14 protein-coding genes and 1 pseudogene are annotated in these 16,302 nt (G+C 65.0%); 12 read left to right on the top strand and 3 right to left on the bottom strand.

What is annotated here, in order from left to right:
* Positions 1-8 precede the first annotated feature (8 nt).
* The 3 genes and pseudogenes from pntB to GPT34_RS10875 form a co-directional block, all read left to right on the top strand.
* The gene (gene pntB, locus GPT34_RS10885; RefSeq protein ID WP_291012135.1) at positions 9-1,427 is read left to right on the top strand and encodes a Re/Si-specific NAD(P)(+) transhydrogenase subunit beta; all 1,419 of its coding nucleotides are present in this window, start codon (positions 9-11) and stop codon (positions 1,425-1,427) included.
* A 133-nt stretch (positions 1,428-1,560) separates the two neighbouring features.
* Positions 1,561-3,228: a long-chain-fatty-acid--CoA ligase gene (locus GPT34_RS10880; protein ID WP_291012134.1), complete on the top strand. Its 1,668-nt coding sequence runs from the start codon at positions 1,561-1,563 to the stop codon at positions 3,226-3,228.
* Between the two features lie 85 nt (positions 3,229-3,313).
* A pseudogene (locus GPT34_RS10875) lies at positions 3,314-4,063 on the top strand (5'-methylthioadenosine/adenosylhomocysteine nucleosidase); the annotation flags it as partial.
* A gap of 115 nt (positions 4,064-4,178) precedes the next feature.
* Here the strand turns inward: GPT34_RS10875 and corA are convergent.
* Together corA and GPT34_RS10865 are read right to left on the bottom strand one after the other, a co-directional pair.
* Entirely contained in the window at positions 4,179-5,165 is a 987-nt protein-coding gene (corA, locus tag GPT34_RS10870) for a magnesium/cobalt transporter CorA (RefSeq protein ID WP_291012132.1), read from the bottom strand.
* A 201-nt stretch (positions 5,166-5,366) separates the two neighbouring features.
* A complete protein-coding gene (locus GPT34_RS10865; protein WP_291012130.1) occupies positions 5,367-6,632 on the bottom strand; it encodes a patatin-like phospholipase family protein in 1,266 nt (421 codons plus the stop codon).
* Positions 6,633-6,696: 64 nt separating this feature from the next.
* On the opposite strand from GPT34_RS10865, the gene GPT34_RS10860 reads away from it, so the two are divergent.
* From GPT34_RS10860 to hprK, 4 genes are all read left to right on the top strand, one after another.
* Positions 6,697-7,923 carry an MFS transporter gene (locus tag GPT34_RS10860; RefSeq protein WP_291012127.1) on the top strand — a complete coding sequence of 409 codons (1,227 nt, stop codon included), beginning with the start codon at positions 6,697-6,699 and terminating at the stop codon, positions 7,921-7,923.
* 135 nt (positions 7,924-8,058) lie between these two features.
* Positions 8,059-8,388 (top strand): ribosome-associated translation inhibitor RaiA, encoded by a 330-nt coding sequence (gene raiA, locus GPT34_RS10855; protein WP_291012125.1) that lies wholly within the window; start codon positions 8,059-8,061, stop codon positions 8,386-8,388.
* Positions 8,389-8,529: 141 nt separating this feature from the next.
* Positions 8,530-9,000: a PTS sugar transporter subunit IIA gene (locus tag GPT34_RS10850; RefSeq protein ID WP_291012124.1), complete on the top strand. Its 471-nt coding sequence runs from the start codon at positions 8,530-8,532 to the stop codon at positions 8,998-9,000.
* Between the two features lie 134 nt (positions 9,001-9,134).
* Entirely contained in the window at positions 9,135-10,085 is a 951-nt protein-coding gene (hprK, locus tag GPT34_RS10845) for an HPr(Ser) kinase/phosphatase (protein WP_291012122.1), read from the top strand.
* Between the two features lie 177 nt (positions 10,086-10,262).
* Here hprK and fur read toward each other — a convergent pair whose 3' ends face one another.
* Positions 10,263-10,700 (bottom strand): ferric iron uptake transcriptional regulator, encoded by a 438-nt coding sequence (gene fur, locus GPT34_RS10840; protein ID WP_291012119.1) that lies wholly within the window; start codon positions 10,698-10,700, stop codon positions 10,263-10,265.
* A gap of 142 nt (positions 10,701-10,842) precedes the next feature.
* Here fur and GPT34_RS10835 point away from each other — a divergent pair, with 142 nt between their 5' ends.
* From GPT34_RS10835 to leuS, 5 genes are all read left to right on the top strand, one after another.
* The gene (locus GPT34_RS10835) at positions 10,843-11,433 is read left to right on the top strand and encodes an outer membrane protein assembly factor BamE (RefSeq protein ID WP_291012117.1); all 591 of its coding nucleotides are present in this window, start codon (positions 10,843-10,845) and stop codon (positions 11,431-11,433) included.
* Positions 11,430-12,251, top strand: coding sequence for a 4-hydroxy-tetrahydrodipicolinate reductase (dapB, locus tag GPT34_RS10830; RefSeq protein ID WP_291012115.1), 822 nt, complete (start codon positions 11,430-11,432; stop codon positions 12,249-12,251). The genes GPT34_RS10835 and dapB overlap by 4 nt, the downstream gene beginning before the upstream one ends.
* A 24-nt stretch (positions 12,252-12,275) precedes the next feature.
* Positions 12,276-12,947 (top strand): MotA/TolQ/ExbB proton channel family protein, encoded by a 672-nt coding sequence (locus GPT34_RS10825; RefSeq protein WP_291012113.1) that lies wholly within the window; start codon positions 12,276-12,278, stop codon positions 12,945-12,947.
* A gap of 4 nt (positions 12,948-12,951) precedes the next feature.
* On the top strand, positions 12,952-13,401 hold the full coding sequence (locus GPT34_RS10820) for a biopolymer transporter ExbD (RefSeq protein WP_291012110.1): 450 nt from the start codon (positions 12,952-12,954) through the stop codon (positions 13,399-13,401).
* Positions 13,402-13,512: 111 nt separating this feature from the next.
* On the top strand, positions 13,513-16,191 hold the full coding sequence (gene leuS, locus GPT34_RS10815; RefSeq protein WP_291012287.1) for a leucine--tRNA ligase: 2,679 nt from the start codon (positions 13,513-13,515) through the stop codon (positions 16,189-16,191).
* The last annotated feature ends 111 nt before the right edge of the window (positions 16,192-16,302 follow it).

The following is a 16,302-nucleotide window of genomic DNA, read 5'->3' as shown; positions in this document are numbered from 1 at the left end:
GACCCTGAATGTCTGCAAGTCTGGCCACGGTCTCCTACATCGGGGCGATCATTCTTTTCATTCTCAGCCTGGGTGGTTTGTCCAATCAGGAAACGTCGCGTCGCGGCAACCTATACGGCATGGTCGGCATGGCGCTCGCCGTGCTCGCCACGGTGTTTGGGCCCCAGGTATCTGGCGCCGGTATTCCCTGGATCATTGGCGCCATGCTGATCGGTGCGGTCATCGGCCTCTATGCTGCGCGCACGGTGCAGATGACGCAGATGCCCGAGCTGGTGGCGCTCATGCACAGCATGGTCGGCATGGCGGCGGTGCTGGTGGGTTATGCCACCTTCGTGGATCCGGAGGCCACCAAGGGCTTCGAGGGTGCGGCCCATGCCATTCACTCGATGGAAATATATGTCGGTATCTTCATCGGTGCGATCACTTTCTCGGGCTCGGTAATTGCCTTCGGCAAGCTGTCGGCCCGCATCGGTGGCAACCCGATGCTGCTCCCCGGTCGGCACTGGATGAACCTCGCTGGCCTGCTCGCAGTGATCTACTTCGGGCGCCTGTTCCTGCAGGCCGAGACGGTCGCTGACGGTATGTTCCCGCTGTTCGTGATGACGGCCATTGCGCTGCTGTTTGGCGTGCACATGGTGATGGCCATTGGTGGCGCCGACATGCCGGTGGTGGTGTCCATGCTCAACAGCTATTCGGGCTGGGCGGCTGCGGCCACTGGCTTCATGCTGTCCAACGACCTGCTGATCGTGGTCGGTGCGCTGGTGGGGTCCAGTGGCGCCATCCTGTCCTACATCATGTGCAACGCCATGAACCGCAGCTTCATCAGCGTGATTGCGGGCGGCTTCGGCACCACCAGCGCCGCGCCCAAGCCCGCGGGTGCTACCGCCGAGCCAGCTGGCGAAGTGACGCCCATCCTGGCTGCGGAGACGGCCGAGATGCTGCGCGACGCCAAGCAGGTGATCATCGTGCCCGGTTACGGCATGGCGGTGGCGCAAGCGCAGCACACGGTGTTCGAGATCACGCGCTACCTGCGCGAAAAGGGCGTGAAGGTGCGCTTTGGCATCCACCCGGTGGCGGGCCGCATGCCCGGCCACATGAATGTGCTGCTCGCCGAGGCCAAGGTACCTTACGACATCGTGTTCGAAATGGACGAGTTGAACGACGACTTCCCGGAAACAGATGTGGTCATGGTCATCGGCGCCAACGACATCGTGAACCCGGCAGCGCAGGACGACCCGACCAGCCCGATCGCCGGCATGCCGGTGCTGGAGGTCTGGAAAGCGCGCACTTCCATCGTGATGAAGCGCAGCATGGCCTCCGGCTACGCAGGCGTGGACAACCCGCTCTTCTACAAGGACAACAACCGCATGCTGTTCGGTGACGCCAAGAAGATGCTGGACGAGGTGCTGACGGCGTTGAAGGCCTGAATCGGCACCGCATGCGACATTGAGCCTGTTTGAAGGTTCTTGGCGCTCGGTTTGAGTGGCCAGTCGTGCGCGCAAGCTTTCGACCCGGCGGTCGAATGCGGACGTTCCCCCACCCCTTCTGGAGTCGCCTGACATGGACCAATGCCCCTGGCTCAGCGCTTACCCGCCGGGGGTGCCCACCGAGGTGGACATCAGCCTGTACCCCTCGTTGGTGCACCTGATGGAGGAAAGCTTCCAGCGCCATGCCCGCCAGGTAGCCTACAGCTTCATGGGCAAGGCGATGCGCTACGCCGAGGTCGACAGCCTGTCTCAGGCCCTGGCGGCCTACCTCCAAGGTCTGCGGCTGTCCCGCGGCGAGCGGGTGGCCCTGATGATGCCCAACGTGCCGCAGTACCCGGTGGCGGTGGCGGCCATCCTGCGCGCCGGGCTGGTGGTGGTGAACGTCAACCCGCTGTACACCGCCGGCGAACTGGAGCATCAGCTCCGGGACTCGGGCGCCAAGGCCATCGTCATCATCGAAAACTTTGCCAGCACGCTGGAGCGATGCTTGGCCAACACGCCGGTGCGCCATGTGATTCTCTGCGCCATGGGCGACCGGCTCGGCCTGCTCAAGGGTGGGCTGGTGAATCACGTGGTGCGCAACGTGAAGAAGCTGGTGCCGCCCTTCAAGCTGCCGCATGCGGTGCGGTTCAACGACGCCATCGCGCGCGGCACGCGCGCCACACTCCGACGCCCGACACTCGGCCCCGACGATGTGGCGGTGCTGCAGTACACCGGCGGCACCACCGGCGTGAGCAAGGGTGCGGTGCTGCTGCACCGCAACGTGATCGCCAACGTGCTGCAGTCCGAGGCTTGGAACGCGCCGGTGATGCAGCAGGTGCCGCCAAACGAGCAGCCCACCAGCGTGTGCGCGCTGCCGCTGTATCACATCTTCGCGTTCACGGTGAATATGATGCTGGGCCTTCGCACCGGCGGCCAGGTGATCCTGATCCCGAATCCGCGCGACATTCCCGCGGTGCTAAAAGCGCTCCGGCCACACCGCTTTCACAGCTTTCCGGCGGTCAACACGCTATTCAATGCACTGGCCAACCACCCCGATTTCCACACCGTGGACTGGAGCCACCTCAAGGTGTCGGTGGGCGGCGGCATGGCGGTGCAGAGTGCGGTGGCCGCCCTGTGGATGGAGAAAACGGGCTGCCCCATTTGCGAGGGCTACGGCCTGTCGGAGACCAGTCCCTCGGCCACCTGCAACCCGGTCACCAACCGCGCCTTCACCGGCACCATCGGCGTGCCCCTGCCCGGCACCTGGCTCAAGTGCCTGGACGATGACGGCGTGGAAGTGTCGCGCGGTCAGCCGGGCGAGATCGCCATCCGCGGGCCCCAGGTGATGGCGGGCTACTGGCAGCGACCCGACGAAACCGCCAAGGTCATGACGCCCGATGGTTACTTCAAGACCGGCGACATCGGCATCGAGAACGAACACGGTTACTTCCGCATCGTCGATCGCAAGAAAGACATGGTGCTGGTCAGCGGCTTCAACGTCTACCCCAACGAGGTCGAAGACGTGGTGACCCAGCTGCCTGGCGTGCTTGAGTGCGCTGTGGTCGGTGTGCCCGACAACAAGTCGGGCGAGGCGGTCAAGCTGGTGATCGTGAAAAAGGACGAGGCATTGTCGGAGAAACAAGTGCGCGAGCACTGCAAACGCCACCTCACCGGCTACAAGCAGCCTAAGCTGATCGAGTTCCGCGCCGAGCTGCCCAAGACGCCGGTGGGCAAGATATTGCGCAGAGAACTAAGGTAGCCCCACCCCCCCCAGCGGGCAGTCCCAGCAGCCCGGCATAGCCAGCTCCACGGGGCGCTGGCCGTTCACTCCCTCCTCGTTCAACATGACACCTTCTTCCGCTCCTACCGCCATCGTCGCCGCTCTGCACGACGAGCTGGCCAGCGTGCTGGCGCTCATGCCTGATGAGCACCGGAAAACCGTGGGAGGGCGCGATTTCTGGGTGGGTCATTTGCACGGTCAGGCGGTGGTGGCGGTGCTCAGCGGCATCGGCAAGGTGGCAGCGGCCACGACCGCCACCTTGCTGATCGAGCGCTTCGGGGTGAGCCGCATCGTGTTCACAGGCGTGGCCGGTGGTCTCGATCCGGAGGTGCGTGTCGGTGACGTGGTGGTGGCGAGTCACTTTCTGCAGCATGACATGGACGCTTCGCCGATTTTCCCCAGGCATGAGGTGCCAGGTTACGGCCTCAGCCGCTTTGCAGCCGATCCCGAGTTGTCAGGTCGCCTGGCAGGCGCGGTCGCTTCGGTTCTCGGCAACACCGGGCGTTTCCTGAGCAGTGAGGCGGTGGCGGCATTCAACTTGCAAGCGCCCCGGCTGCACCAGGGCCTGGTGGTCAGCGGAGACCGCTTCGTGGCCACATCCACGGAAAGCGCGGCGCTGCAGCGCGAGCTGCCCGATGCGCTGGCGGTGGAAATGGAAGGTGCCGCGTTTGCCCAGGTCTGTCACGATTTCGGTGTGCCGCTGGCCGTGGTGCGCACCATCTCCGACCGCGCCGACGACGCCGCGCACGTCGATTTCCCTCGTTTTCTGCGCGACGTAGCGAGCCGCTACAGCGGCGAAATCGTGAGGTCGTTTTTTGATCCCCCGCGCCGCAGGCGGCGCGAGGGGATCGATTCGCCGCCGGGCCGCCCCAAGGCGAATCAGCCCCCTTTGGGGGCAGCGACCCGCGCAGCGGCGCAGCGTGGGGGCGCTAACGCAACCACCCTCGCTTGCGGAAATACAGCACCGGGATCAGCGCCGAGAGCACCATCAGCGTGAGCGCAAACGGGTAGCCCCCTCGCCACTCCAGCTCGGGCATGAAGCGGAAGTTCATGCCATAGAGGCTGGCCACCAGGGTGGGAGGCAGCAGGGCGACGCTGGCCACCGAGAAGATCTTGATGATCTTGTTCTGGTTGATGTTGATGAAACCCACGGTCGCATCCATCAGAAAGTTGATCTTGTCGAACAGGAAGGCGGTGTGGCTGTCGAGCGAGTCGAGGTCGCGCAGGATCTGGCGTGCGTCTTCAAACTGCTCGGTGCTCAGCATGCGGCTGCGCATCATGAAGCTGACCGCGCGCCGGGTGTCCATCACGTTGCGCCGGATGCGGCCCGACATGTCCTCATGCCGAGCGATGGCCGAGAGCACTTCACCTGCCTTGTTGTCGGTCACGTCGCCTGCGAGCACCTGGCGGCTCACGGTTTCCAGATCGTCGTAAATGTCTTCGAGCGTGTCCGCGCAGTACTCTGCGTCGGCATCGAACAGCATCAGCAGCACGTCTTTCGCGTTTTCAATCAGGCCCGGCATACGGCGCGCGCGCATGCGCAGCAATCGGAACACCGGCACGTCTTCGTCGTGGATCGAGAACAGCACGCCCTGACTCTTGAGCTTGTCGTTGTGTTCGTTGAGGATGAAGGCCACGCGGATGGCGCGCGGGTCGTCCGGGTCATCGATCAGAAAGTCGCTACGAACATGCAGCTCGCCGTTGTCCTCCTCGAAGAAGCGAGCCGACTCTTCGATGTCGTCGTCCATTGCGTCTTCCGGGATCGAGAGGCCGAAGTGCTGTTTGACCCAGCGGCGCTCCTCCAGCGTGGGGGCTTCCAGGTCGACCCAGATCGGCTTGAAGCGCGCCAGCGCCTCCAGCGATTCGATCTCTTCCTGAAACAGCCGGCCATTGGCCAGGGTGAAAACGTTGAGCATGGCGACGCTCCCGAGGGCGATGGTCTGAAGGAGTCGGTGCCGCAGGCTGCGGCGTCGAACGGTTCGGTGCGCTTTCAGCCGGGCAAGGCAACAGGGCCGGTACCGCTGGGAAGGCGGCGTTCAGACCGATGGCGCGAGGGCTGAAAGCACGCAACTTGGTGGCGTGCTTTCCATGGGAACTCCGTGGGGGAATGGGAAAGATTATGTCACCGCTGGGTGGGCGGCCAAGCGGGTTGATGGCTCGAAAAACGCTATCAGTTCGTCCTTGCGGCGCCAGGCGTCGCCCTCGCCGAGATCGATCAGCGCCTGGATGAAATCGGCCTCGAACAGCAGGTAGCTGGCCAGCGATGCGGCGCTGCCGGCCGCACCGCGACTGGGATCGAGCGCACCCAGGCCAGTGAGGGTGTTGAGGGTGGCGGTGGGCAGGCTACCGATGTGCTTGTGCGCCAATTCATCGAGCGAAAAACTGGGCTGTATCGCCATCACGTCCACCGGATGGTAGGGCAGTGCTGCAGCCAGGGCCGGCGGCAGCTTGGCCAGGGTCTGACTCACGCGCTGCGCCTGTTCCACGTCCGACTGCAGCGTGTCGTGGAACACGCTGGCCATGGCATGGCCAGCGATGGTGCCGGCGGTGGGCTCATCGCTGGTGCGCACGCCCATGCCCGCACGCTGGGGCTGGGCCACGCCAATCACCAGCACTCGCCGCGCGCCGAAGTGGATGGCGGGCGACAGCGGTGAGAGCTGGCGCATCGAGCCGTCGCCAAAGTACTCCTTGTGGCCGTCGACCCAGAGGGGCACGGCAGGAAACAGAAACGGGATGGCGCTGGAGGCCATGAGGTGCTCGATGGTGATGGGCTGGTAGGCTGCCCGGCGCCCGGGCCGCTGCCAGGGCGTGACCGGGTGGTCGGCACGGGTCTGGCAAAAAGTCCAGTGTTCACCTGAGGTGTAGCTTGACGCCGTCACCCCCAGCACCTCGATGTGCTGCTGCGCCAATGCTTGCTCCACGCCCGGCAGGTTGATCGCGCGGTGCAGCGTGTCCACCAGCGGCAATGTATCGAGCAAGGCGCGATGGCGGCGCACCTGGCGCGCCAGTGTGAGGCCCGCGATCACCCGGTTGGCGCGCACCCAGCCAGGGGTGTCGAGCTCGTAGACGCGTTCAGAGCGCAGCGTGGCCCAGAACGCCGCGAGTTGCGGCAGGGCTTGCAGGCCCGCGGCGCTGCAGCCCGCGAGGTAACTCGCGTTGAGTGCGCCGGCCGAGGTGCCGAACAGCCAACGGAAGGGAAACGGCGGCGTGGTCTGCACGCTGGGGTTTCGGGTCGCCAGCATCGCGGCCAGCGCCTTGAGTACACCGGCCTGGTAGGCGGTGCGTGCCCCTCCGCCCATGAGCACCAGCGCGCAGGCGCCTTCCGGTGGGGCTGGCGCGCCTGAGTCCAGCAGGTTGCGCGAGATCAGGGTATCGAGGGACACGAGCGATGACCTTGTGACAAGAGCGCGGCGGGCGCGGGAGTACAGTGCTGGGCGGCTCAAAATCATGACACATCCCACCCTCTCTGCGCGGCGCGAGCGCTGGCTGCTGCTCACCATCGCCGGGATCCAGTTCACGCACATCCTGGATTTCATGATCATGATGCCGCTGGGACCGCAGTTCACACGCCTGTTTGACATCAGCGACGCGCAGTTTGGCCTGCTGGTCTCGGCCTACACCTTGTCGGCCGGTGTCTCCGGGCTGGCAGCGGCCACCTACGTCGACCGTTTCGACCGCAAGCGCCTACTGCTCACCTTGTACGCCTTTTTCGCCATGGCCACGCTGGCCTGTGGCCTGGCGACGGACTTCGGCTTCATGATGGCCGCTCGCGTGGCTGCCGGCATGTTCGGCGGGGTCCTGTCCGCACTCTCGCAGACCATCGTGGCCGACGTGGTGCCGTTTGAACGGCGAGGGCGCGCCATGGGCATCGTCATGTCGTCGTTTTCGTTCTCCACGGTGGCCGGCGTGCCCATGGGCCTGTACCTGGCGAACCACCTGGGCTGGCAGGCGGCCTTTTTTGCGATCGCCGCAGTGAGCGCGCTGCTGGCCGTGGGCGCAGCGCTGACCCTGCCGCGTCTCGACCACCATCTGCGTGTCGCCAATCGCCCATCGGCTTTTCGCGGCATCGCGATGGTGCTCACCGAGCGCAACCACCTGGAGGCATTCGCTTTTTCCGCGTTGCTCATGTTTGCGGGCTTTCTCGTGATCCCGTTCATCACCATCTTCATGCAGGCCAACGTGGGCATGACCGATGCGCAGATCCCCCTGATCTACCTGTGCGGTGGACTGGCCACGCTGGTCACCGCACGGCTGTTCGGCCGCATGTCGGACCGGCTGGGCAAGGTGCGCACCTTCAGTCTGCTGGCAGTCGCGGTCAACCTGCCGCTGCTGGCAACGACCCTGCTGCCAGCAGCGCCGCTGCCGGTGGTGCTGGTGGTGTCTACCCTGCTCTTCGTCTTTCTCAGCGGCCGCATGATTCCCGGCATGGCGCTCATCACCTCGGCGGCCAACCCGGCGCTGCGCGGCACCTTCATGGTGCTCAACGCGGCGGTGCAGTCGGCTGCCATGGGGCTGGCTGCGTTTCTGGGCGGACTCATCATCAGCCGCGATGCGGCGGGCCTGGTGCAGCACTATTGGGTCTCGGGCCTGGTGGGCACGGTGGCCAGCCTGGCTTCGATCTGGGTGGCGCGCCGGTTGGTGTTGCACGGGGCCCTTGTTGGCCGTCCGGCCTGAATCACCCTTTGTTGCAGTGCGGGCTTGCGCCGCCCCGGATTCGTGGGCATAGTGTTTTCAAGACTTCCCCGTGGCCGCCGGGAAGCCCCGAAGCCCGGCGGCTTGTGTCAACCCGGAGCAACAGGAGACTCATGTATGAACTTGACGATCAGCGGTCACCACCTTGAGGTCACACCCGCACTGCGCGGCTACGTCACCAGCAAGCTCGAACGCATATCCCGACACTTCGACCAAGTGGTTGACGTCAAGGTGCTGCTGACAGTGGACAACCTGAAAGAGAAGGACCTGCGCCAGCGAGCGGAGTGCAACATCCACGTCAAGGGCAAGGACTTGTTCGCCGAAAGCGCCCATGCCGACCTCTATGCCGCGGTGGATGAGCTGGCCGACAAGCTTGATCGACAGGTTTTGCGCCACAAGGACAAATCCCAGGATCATCACCACGAATCGGCCAAACGCCTGATGTGAGGGATGTCACGGGCCGCTGTCATTGGGCCTAAAGGTATGTTGCACTGCAACAAGCCGCTTGGCATGTCAAGCGGCTTTTTTGTCTCTTCTCTCTAGCCAAGCAGACTCAAGTCGTCATAATTTACGGTCCAAGAGGCCCTCATGAACCGACTATCTGCCATTCTGCCCTCAGCGCAAGTGCTCGTCAGCGTAGACGCCACGAGCAAAAAACGCGCTTTTGAAGAGGCGGGCCTGCTGTTTGAGACCTTGCACGGTCTCAATCGCGCCCTGATCACGGACAGCCTGTTTGCCCGCGAACGCCTGGGCTCTACCGGTCTGGGTCACGGCGTGGCCATTCCCCATGGCCGCATCAAAGGCCTGAAACAGCCGTTGGCCGCGGTGTTCCAGCTCGCTAGCCCGATCGGCTTTGACGCGCCGGACGAGCAACCGGTGCAACTCCTGATCTTCCTGCTGGTGCCTGAAGCCGCCACGCAGAAGCACCTCGAAATCCTGTCGGAAATCGCCGAGTTGCTGAGCGATAGCGCCTTGCGCGAACAAATGAAGCAGGCTCCGCAGGCGGCCAGCCTGCACGGCCTGATCAGTGGCTGGCAATCAGCCCACGCTGCCGCCTGACGACTGTTGGTCTCCACGCTCCACCGCTTGCGCGGGTCGCTGCCCCCCGAGCTGGCTGATCTGCCTTGGGGCTGCCCGGCGGCAGATTTTTGTGGCTTCCACGCTCTTCCGCCTCTCAAGCCACTGATCCAGACATGAAGCCCACTGTCGTCAGCGCCGACGTCCTGTTCGAGGACCACCGCGAAGCCCTGAAGTGGCAGTGGGTGGCTGGACTGGGCGCTTCAGAACGCCGCTTTGACGAAGTGGCGGTGCGCGAAGCGCGCTCCGGCGCCGATCTGGTCGGCTACCTCAACTACATCCACCCCTACCGGGTGCAGGTCTGCGGCGAGCGCGAGGTGAACTACCTCACCAGCGCAGATGGCGAAGACAACCGCCGGCGCGTTTCGCGCATCGTGACGCTGGAGCCGCCGGTGCTGGTGGTGGCCGACGGCCGTACCGCGCCCGACGACCTAGTGGCCCTGTGTGAGCGGGCGCAGATCCCGATGTTCGCCACGCCAGAACCGGCGGCCTTTGTGATCGATGTGCTGCGCGCCTATTTGTCGCGCCACTTTGCCGACCGCGCGTCCATGCACGGCGTGTTCATGGATATCCTGGGCATGGGCGTGATGATCACTGGCGAGTCGGGGCTGGGCAAGAGCGAGCTCGGCCTGGAACTGATTTCGCGCGGCCATGGCCTCGTTGCCGACGACGCCGTCGACCTCTTTCGCATCAATCAGACCAGCATTGAAGGCCGCTGCCCCGAACTGCTACAAAACCTGCTGGAAGTGCGGGGCATTGGCCTGCTTGACATCAAGGCCATCTTTGGCGAAACAGCAGTGCGGCGCAAGATGCGCCTAGCGTTGATCGTACACCTGGTGCGCAAGGAAACCATGGAGCGTGACTACGACCGCATGCCCCACGAGCCGCTTTACCAGGACGTGCTGGGCGTACCGGTCCGAAAGGCCGTGATTCAGGTGGTGGCCGGGCGCAACATCGCCGTGCTGGTCGAGGCCGCCGTGCGCAATACCATCCTGCAGCTGCGCGGCATCGACACCTACCAGGAGTTTGTGGCCCGGCACAGGGCAGCGATGTCGCGCGGGGAGTGATTTTGCCCCCCACGCTCCGCCCCTGTGCGGGGCGCTGTCACCCGAGGGGGCTGATCCGCCTCGGGGCGGCCCAGCGGCGGATCTATGGCCCCCCCGCACCGCCTGCGGCGTCACCCCCACGGGGCAACAACTGCGGCCCGGCAAAGCCGCTTCCGCAGACTGGCAGGAGGAATGCGGTCAGCCGTTCGATTTGTTGCGGTGCGGGCAGTCGGTCTTGCTGCAGTTTGCATAGAGCGAGAGCGCGTGCTCTTGCAGCACAAAACCCCGCGTCTGCGCGACCATTTGCTGGCGCTTTTCGATCTCGGCGTCAAAAAACTCTTCGACCCGCCCGCAATCCAGGCAGACCAGGTGATCGTGGTGCTGGCCTTCGTCGAGCTCGTAGACGGCCTTGCCCGATTCAAAGTTGCTGCGGGAGAGCAGGCCGGCCTGTTCGAATTGCATCAGCACGCGGTACACCGTCGCCAGGCCGATGTCCGAACGTTCGTCGAGCAGCACGCGGTAAACGTCCTCGGCGGTCATGTGGCGTTGCTTGGCGTTCTGGAAAACCTCGAGGATCTTCAGCCGCGGCAGCGTGGCCTTCAGGCCCGTGCTCTTGAGTTCTTCGATATTGGACATGTCTCGGGCGGCGATGGGGGGCGCGAGCACACAGGCCACACTGGCACCCCCGGGGCTACAATGTTTGCATCATATCGTCGGGCTGCGCCGGCGGGCTGATCTCCCTGTTGGCGCCGTGCGCCGCCCCTACGCGTCTGACCCCATGCAATCCTTCTCTGACTGCCGCGAATTCCTGCGCCGAGCGCAACCTGCGCGCCGCGTGGCGTGCGGCTTGACCGTGACCGTGGCGCTCGCCAGCTTGGCTGGCTGTGCCGGCCTGCGTGACAAGCTGCCCGATGTCCCCAGCTTCGCCAGCCTGGTCACGCCATACAAGATCGACATCCAGCAAGGCAACGTGGTCACGCGCGAGCAGGCGCAGGCGCTGCAGCCTGGCATGTCGCGGCTGCAGGTGCGCGATATCCTCGGCTCTCCGCTGCTCGCCAGCGTGTTCCACGCCGACCGCTGGGACTACGTCTTCACTTTCCGCCGCCAGGGTCAGCCGCTGCAGCAACGCAAGCTCGCCGTGTTTTTCAAGGGCGAGGTGATGGAGCGCATCGAATCAGACGAGCTGCCCAGCGAAGCCGAGTTTGTCGCCTCGCTCGATGCCCGCCGCCAGTTCGAGAAAGTGCCACCGCTCGTGGCCACCGAGGAGCAGCTCAAGGCATTTCAGGAACGCAACAAGGTCACCGCGCCAGCTGCGACGCCAGCGACGCCATCGACCACCAATTACCCGCCGCTGGAGCCCGCGCAATGAGCGTGGCGGCGACAGGTCCGCACCGCGTGTGTGTGGCCGGTGCCAGCGGGCGCATGGGCCGGATGCTGATCGATGCGGTGCGCCTCAGTGAGGACTGCGTCATGGCGGGCGCGCTGGACGTGGTCGGCAGCCCGGCCATCGGCCTGGATGCCGGCGCCTACGCGGGCCTGAACACCGGTGTGCACATCACCGCAGATGTGGCGGCCGGCCTGTTGCACAGCCAGTGCCTGATCGATTTCACCCGCCCCGAGGGCACCATGGATCACCTGCGCGCCTGCGAGGCGCAGGGCGTGAACCTGGTGATCGGCACCACCGGTTTTTCGGATGAGCAGAAGGCCGAGATTGCGCAGGCCGCCAAGCGCATTGCCATCGTGATGGCGCCCAACATGAGCGTGGGCGTGAACGTCACGCTCAAGCTGCTGGACATGGCGGCGCGCGCCCTGTCCACCGGCTACGACATTGAAATCATCGAGGCACACCACCGCCACAAGGTGGACGCGCCCAGCGGCACCGCGCTCAAGATGGGCGAGGTGGTAGCCAGCGCGCTCGGGCGCGATCTGAAGGACTGCGCCGTCTATGCCCGCGAAGGCGTGACTGGTGAGCGCGATCCGTCGAGCATCGGTTTTGCCACCATCCGCGGCGGCGACATCGTGGGCGACCACACGGTGCTGTTTGCCGGCACCGGCGAGCGCATCGAGATCTCGCACAAGGCCAGCAACCGCGCCGGTTATGCCCAGGGCAGCCTGCGCGCTGTGCGCTTCCTGGCCGGCAAGACGGGCGGCCTGCACGACATGTTTGACGTGCTCGGCCTGCGCTGAGCTACGGCTTGCAAGGACAGCGCCGTGGGGGTCTGGGAAACCGTCTGGAGTGGTGATGCGCTGAGCCGCAGCGTCGCCCTGCTGCTGCTGGCCATGTCGGTGGCGAGCTGGGTGGTCATTCTCTGGAAGGGTTGGATGCTCAGGCGGGCGCTTGCGGATGTGCAGCGCAGCGCCGCAGCGTTCTGGCAGGCGACCGACTTAGACGATGCGCAGCGCCGCCTGAGCGGCTTCGACAGCCAGTCCCTGTTGATGCCGCTGGTGCACGCCGCCCGGACACTAGAGCACGCTGCCCCCCGCACCCTGGCCGCCGCGGGTGACCGCTCGCAGCAACTCACGCGCGTGCTGCGCGATGCGCTGCATGGCGTGCTGAACCGGCTGCAGTTTGGTCAGGTTTTGCTGGCCACGGTGGGCTCCACCGCCCCCTTTGTGGGCCTGCTCGGCACGGTCTGGGGCATTTACCACGCGCTCACCGCCATTGGCATCGATGGCAATTTCCGCATCGAACAGGTGTCGGGCCCGGTGGGGGAAGCGCTGGTGATGACCGCCGCCGGCCTGGCGGTGGCCATTCCCGCCGTGCTGGCCTACAACGTCCTGGGTCGACAGATTGCGCGCATCGAGGTCGATCTGGAAGGCTTTGCGCGCGATCTGCGCGAACTGCTGGTGAATCCGGCAGGGCCCGAGCCGGCGAAAGACTGATCACATGGCTTTTGGCAGACTGGAGAAACCCACGGGCCACCGCCCCATGAGCGAGATCAACGTCACGCCGCTGGTCGACGTGATGCTGGTGTTGCTGGTGATCTTCATCATCGCTGCGCCGCTCATGGCCAGTCGTTTGGCGCTGGAACTGCCGCAGGGCGACCCGGCTGCCATGGCGCCCGATGTCGGGGCCACGGCCAAGGTGTCGATCGGGCTCGATGCTACGGGCCAAGCGTTCTGGGACGACCAGCCGGTGGATGCCAAGCAGCTGGGCCAGCGCCTGGCCGACGCTGCCCGACGCGACCCTGCCACCGAGGTTCAGCTGCGTGCAGACACCTCGGTGCCTTACGGTCGGGTGGTGCAACTGATCGCGCTGGCCCAGGCCGCAGGCCTGTCGCGCATCGGCTTTGTGGCCGATCCTGCCGCGCTCGCGCCGCCTGCCACTGGACGCTGAGAGGCCAGGGCAAAGCCCGGCCTAAAATCGTGACATTCGGCTGCCCAGCGCCTGCGCTGGGCGTGACCGGCCCGCCTCAACTTCCACCGGATGCCCGGACCCTCCCGCTTCATGCAAGAAAAATACGCCCACCAGGCTGTCGAGCGCGCTGCGCACGCCCACTGGAATGCCACCGACGCCTACCGCGTGACCGAAGACGCGAACAAGCCGAAGTATTACGCCTGCTCCATGCTGCCCTACCCCAGCGGCAAGCTGCACATGGGCCATGTGCGCAACTACACCATCAACGACATGCTCACGCGCCACCTGCGCATGAAGGGCTACAACGTGTTGATGCCCATGGGCTGGGATGCGTTTGGCCTGCCGGCGGAAAACGCAGCGCTGAAAAACGGCGTGCCACCGGCGAAGTGGACGCACGAGAACATCGCCTACATGAAGCAGCAGATGCAGGCCATGGGTCTGGCCATCGACTGGTCGCGTGAGGTGGCCACCTGCGATCCGAGCTACTACAAGTGGAACCAGTGGCTGTTCCTGAAGATGCTGGAAAAGGGCGTCGCCTACCGCAAGACCCAGGTGGTGAACTGGGACCCGGTGGACCAGACCGTGCTGGCCAACGAGCAGGTCATTGACGGCAAAGGCTGGCGCACCGGCGCGCCGGTTGAAAAGCGCGAGATCCCGGGCTACTACCTCAACATCACCGCCTACGCCAACGAGCTACTCGACCACGTGCAGCTTGGCAACGAGAGGGCCACGCTCAACGGCTGGCCCGACAAGGTGCGGCTGATGCAGGAAAACTGGATCGGCAAGTCCGAAGGCGTGCGGTTTGCCTTTCCGCATGAGATCAAGGACGCTTCGGGCGTGCTGATCGGTGAAGGCAAGATGCACGTGTTCACCACGCGCGCCGACACCATCATGGGCGTGACCTTTTGCGCCGTGGCGCCGGAGCATCCGCTGGCGCAACATGCCGCGTCGACCAACCCCGCTTTGGCGGCCTTCATCCTCGAATGCCAGAGTGGCGGCACGACGGAAGCAGAGCTCGCCACACAGGAAAAAAAGGGCATGGCCACCGGTCTGCAGGTAAAGCACCCGCTGACCGGCGATGCGGTCGATGTCTGGGTCGGCAACTACGTGCTCATGAGCTACGGCGACGGCGCGGTGATGGGCGTGCCGGCCCACGATGAGCGCGACTTTGCGTTTGCGCTGAAGTACGGCATGGCCATCCGGCAGGTGGTGGCGGTCGAGGGAGAAACCTTCAGCGACACGGTCTGGGCTGAGTGGTATGCAGACAAGCAGCGCGGCGTGTGTGTGAACTCTGGCGCGCTGGACGGACTGGGTCTCAAGGCCGCCGTCGACAAAGTCGCCGAGCTGCTGGCGGCCCAAGGCCTGGGCGAGAAAAAAACCACCTTCCGGCTGCGCGACTGGGGCGTGAGCCGGCAGCGCTACTGGGGCACGCCCATTCCCATCATCCATTGCGATGAGCATGGGGCGGTGCCGGTGCCTGAGACAGACCTGCCAGTGGTGCTGCCGCAGGACTGTATCCCCGACGGCTCGGGCAATCCGCTGCACAAACACGAGGGCTTTCACGCCGGTGTGGTCTGCCCGGTTTGCGGCCAGGCAGCGCGGCGCGAGACCGACACCATGGACACCTTCGTGGACTCGTCCTGGTACTTCATGCGCTATTGCGATCCGGCCAACAGCGAGCAGATGGTGGCCGAGGGCGCCGACTACTGGATGCCGATGGACCAGTACATCGGCGGCATCGAACACGCCATCCTGCACCTGCTGTACGCGCGCTTCTGGACCAAGGTCATGCGCGACCTGGGTCTGGTGACGATCGACGAGCCCTTCAGCAAGCTGCTCACCCAGGGCATGGTGCTCAACCACATCTACTCGCGCCGCACCGACAAGGGCGGCAAAGAGTACTTCTGGCCGGCTGATGTGGAGCACGTGCTCGACGACGGCGGCAAGATCGTGGGCGCGAAGCTGAACAAGGCCGTGGGTGCGCTGCCAGCGGGTACGGTGATCGACTACGAGGGCGTGGGCACCATGTCCAAGTCCAAAAACAACGGTGTCGATCCGCAGGACCTGATCGAGAAATACGGTGCCGACACCGCGCGCCTGTACACCATGTTCACCGCGCCACCAGAGGCCACGCTGGAGTGGAACGACGCCGCGGTGGAAGGCAGTTACCGCTTCCTCAAGCGCGTCTGGAGTTTTGGCGCCAAGCTGTCGGCGCAGGCCGGTCTGGTCGAGGCCACGCAAAGCCTGAACCAGCAAAAGCTCGGCAAGGGGGCCAAGGCATTGCGATTGGAGCTGCACACCGTGCTCAAGCAGGTGGACTACGACTACCAGCGCATGCAATACAACACCGTGGTGTCGGGTGCCATGAAGATGCTCAATGCGCTGGAAGACTTCAAGCCCGACGGCTCGGCCGGCGACACCGCGGCCCTGGGCGAGGGTTTCGGCATTTTGCTGCGTTGCCTCTATCCCGCGACGCCGCATGTGACCCATGCGCTTTGGACCGATCTGGGCTATGCCCAGCCCTGGGGCGAGTTGCTTGACGCGCCTTGGCCGCAGGTGGACGACGCCGCGCTGCAGCGCGACGAGATCGAGCTGGTGCTGCAGATCAACGGCAAGCTGCGCGGCAGTATCACCGTGCCCGCTGGTGCCGACAACTCGGCCATCGAGGCCGCGGCGCTCGCCAGCGAGGCCTTCATCAAACAGGCCGACGGTGCCACACCGAAAAAGGTGGTGGTGGTGCCGGGTCGTCTGGTCAACGTGGTGGTGTGAGCTTGACCTCCCAAACATCACCGGCCTCATTCAACCGCCGCGTGCTCCTGAGCGGTGGCAGTCTGCTGCTCGCCGTTGGCCTCAGCGGTTGTGGCTTTGCCCTGCGGGGGG

Origin of the sequence: Hydrogenophaga sp., from assembly GCF_011390835.1 — a bacterium.
Lineage (GTDB): Bacteria > Pseudomonadota > Gammaproteobacteria > Burkholderiales > Burkholderiaceae_C > Hydrogenophaga.
This window is presented reverse-complemented; position numbering and strand designations above follow the sequence as displayed.

Coding starts and splice junctions, on each gene's coding strand:
- pntB (WP_291012135.1), top strand. CDS start 9: ATGTCTGCAAGTCTGGCCACGGTCTCCTACATCGGGGCGATCATTCTT.
- GPT34_RS10880 (WP_291012134.1), top strand. CDS start 1,561: ATGGACCAATGCCCCTGGCTCAGCGCTTACCCGCCGGGGGTGCCCACC.
- corA (WP_291012132.1), bottom strand. CDS start 5,165: ATGCTCAACGTTTTCACCCTGGCCAATGGCCGGCTGTTTCAGGAAGAG.
- GPT34_RS10860 (WP_291012127.1), top strand. CDS start 6,697: ATGACACATCCCACCCTCTCTGCGCGGCGCGAGCGCTGGCTGCTGCTC.
- raiA (WP_291012125.1), top strand. CDS start 8,059: ATGAACTTGACGATCAGCGGTCACCACCTTGAGGTCACACCCGCACTG.
- GPT34_RS10850 (WP_291012124.1), top strand. CDS start 8,530: ATGAACCGACTATCTGCCATTCTGCCCTCAGCGCAAGTGCTCGTCAGC.
- hprK (WP_291012122.1), top strand. CDS start 9,135: ATGAAGCCCACTGTCGTCAGCGCCGACGTCCTGTTCGAGGACCACCGC.
- fur (WP_291012119.1), bottom strand. CDS start 10,700: ATGTCCAATATCGAAGAACTCAAGAGCACGGGCCTGAAGGCCACGCTG.
- GPT34_RS10835 (WP_291012117.1), top strand. CDS start 10,843: ATGCAATCCTTCTCTGACTGCCGCGAATTCCTGCGCCGAGCGCAACCT.
- dapB (WP_291012115.1), top strand. CDS start 11,430: ATGAGCGTGGCGGCGACAGGTCCGCACCGCGTGTGTGTGGCCGGTGCC.
- GPT34_RS10820 (WP_291012110.1), top strand. CDS start 12,952: ATGGCTTTTGGCAGACTGGAGAAACCCACGGGCCACCGCCCCATGAGC.
- leuS (WP_291012287.1), top strand. CDS start 13,513: ATGCAAGAAAAATACGCCCACCAGGCTGTCGAGCGCGCTGCGCACGCC.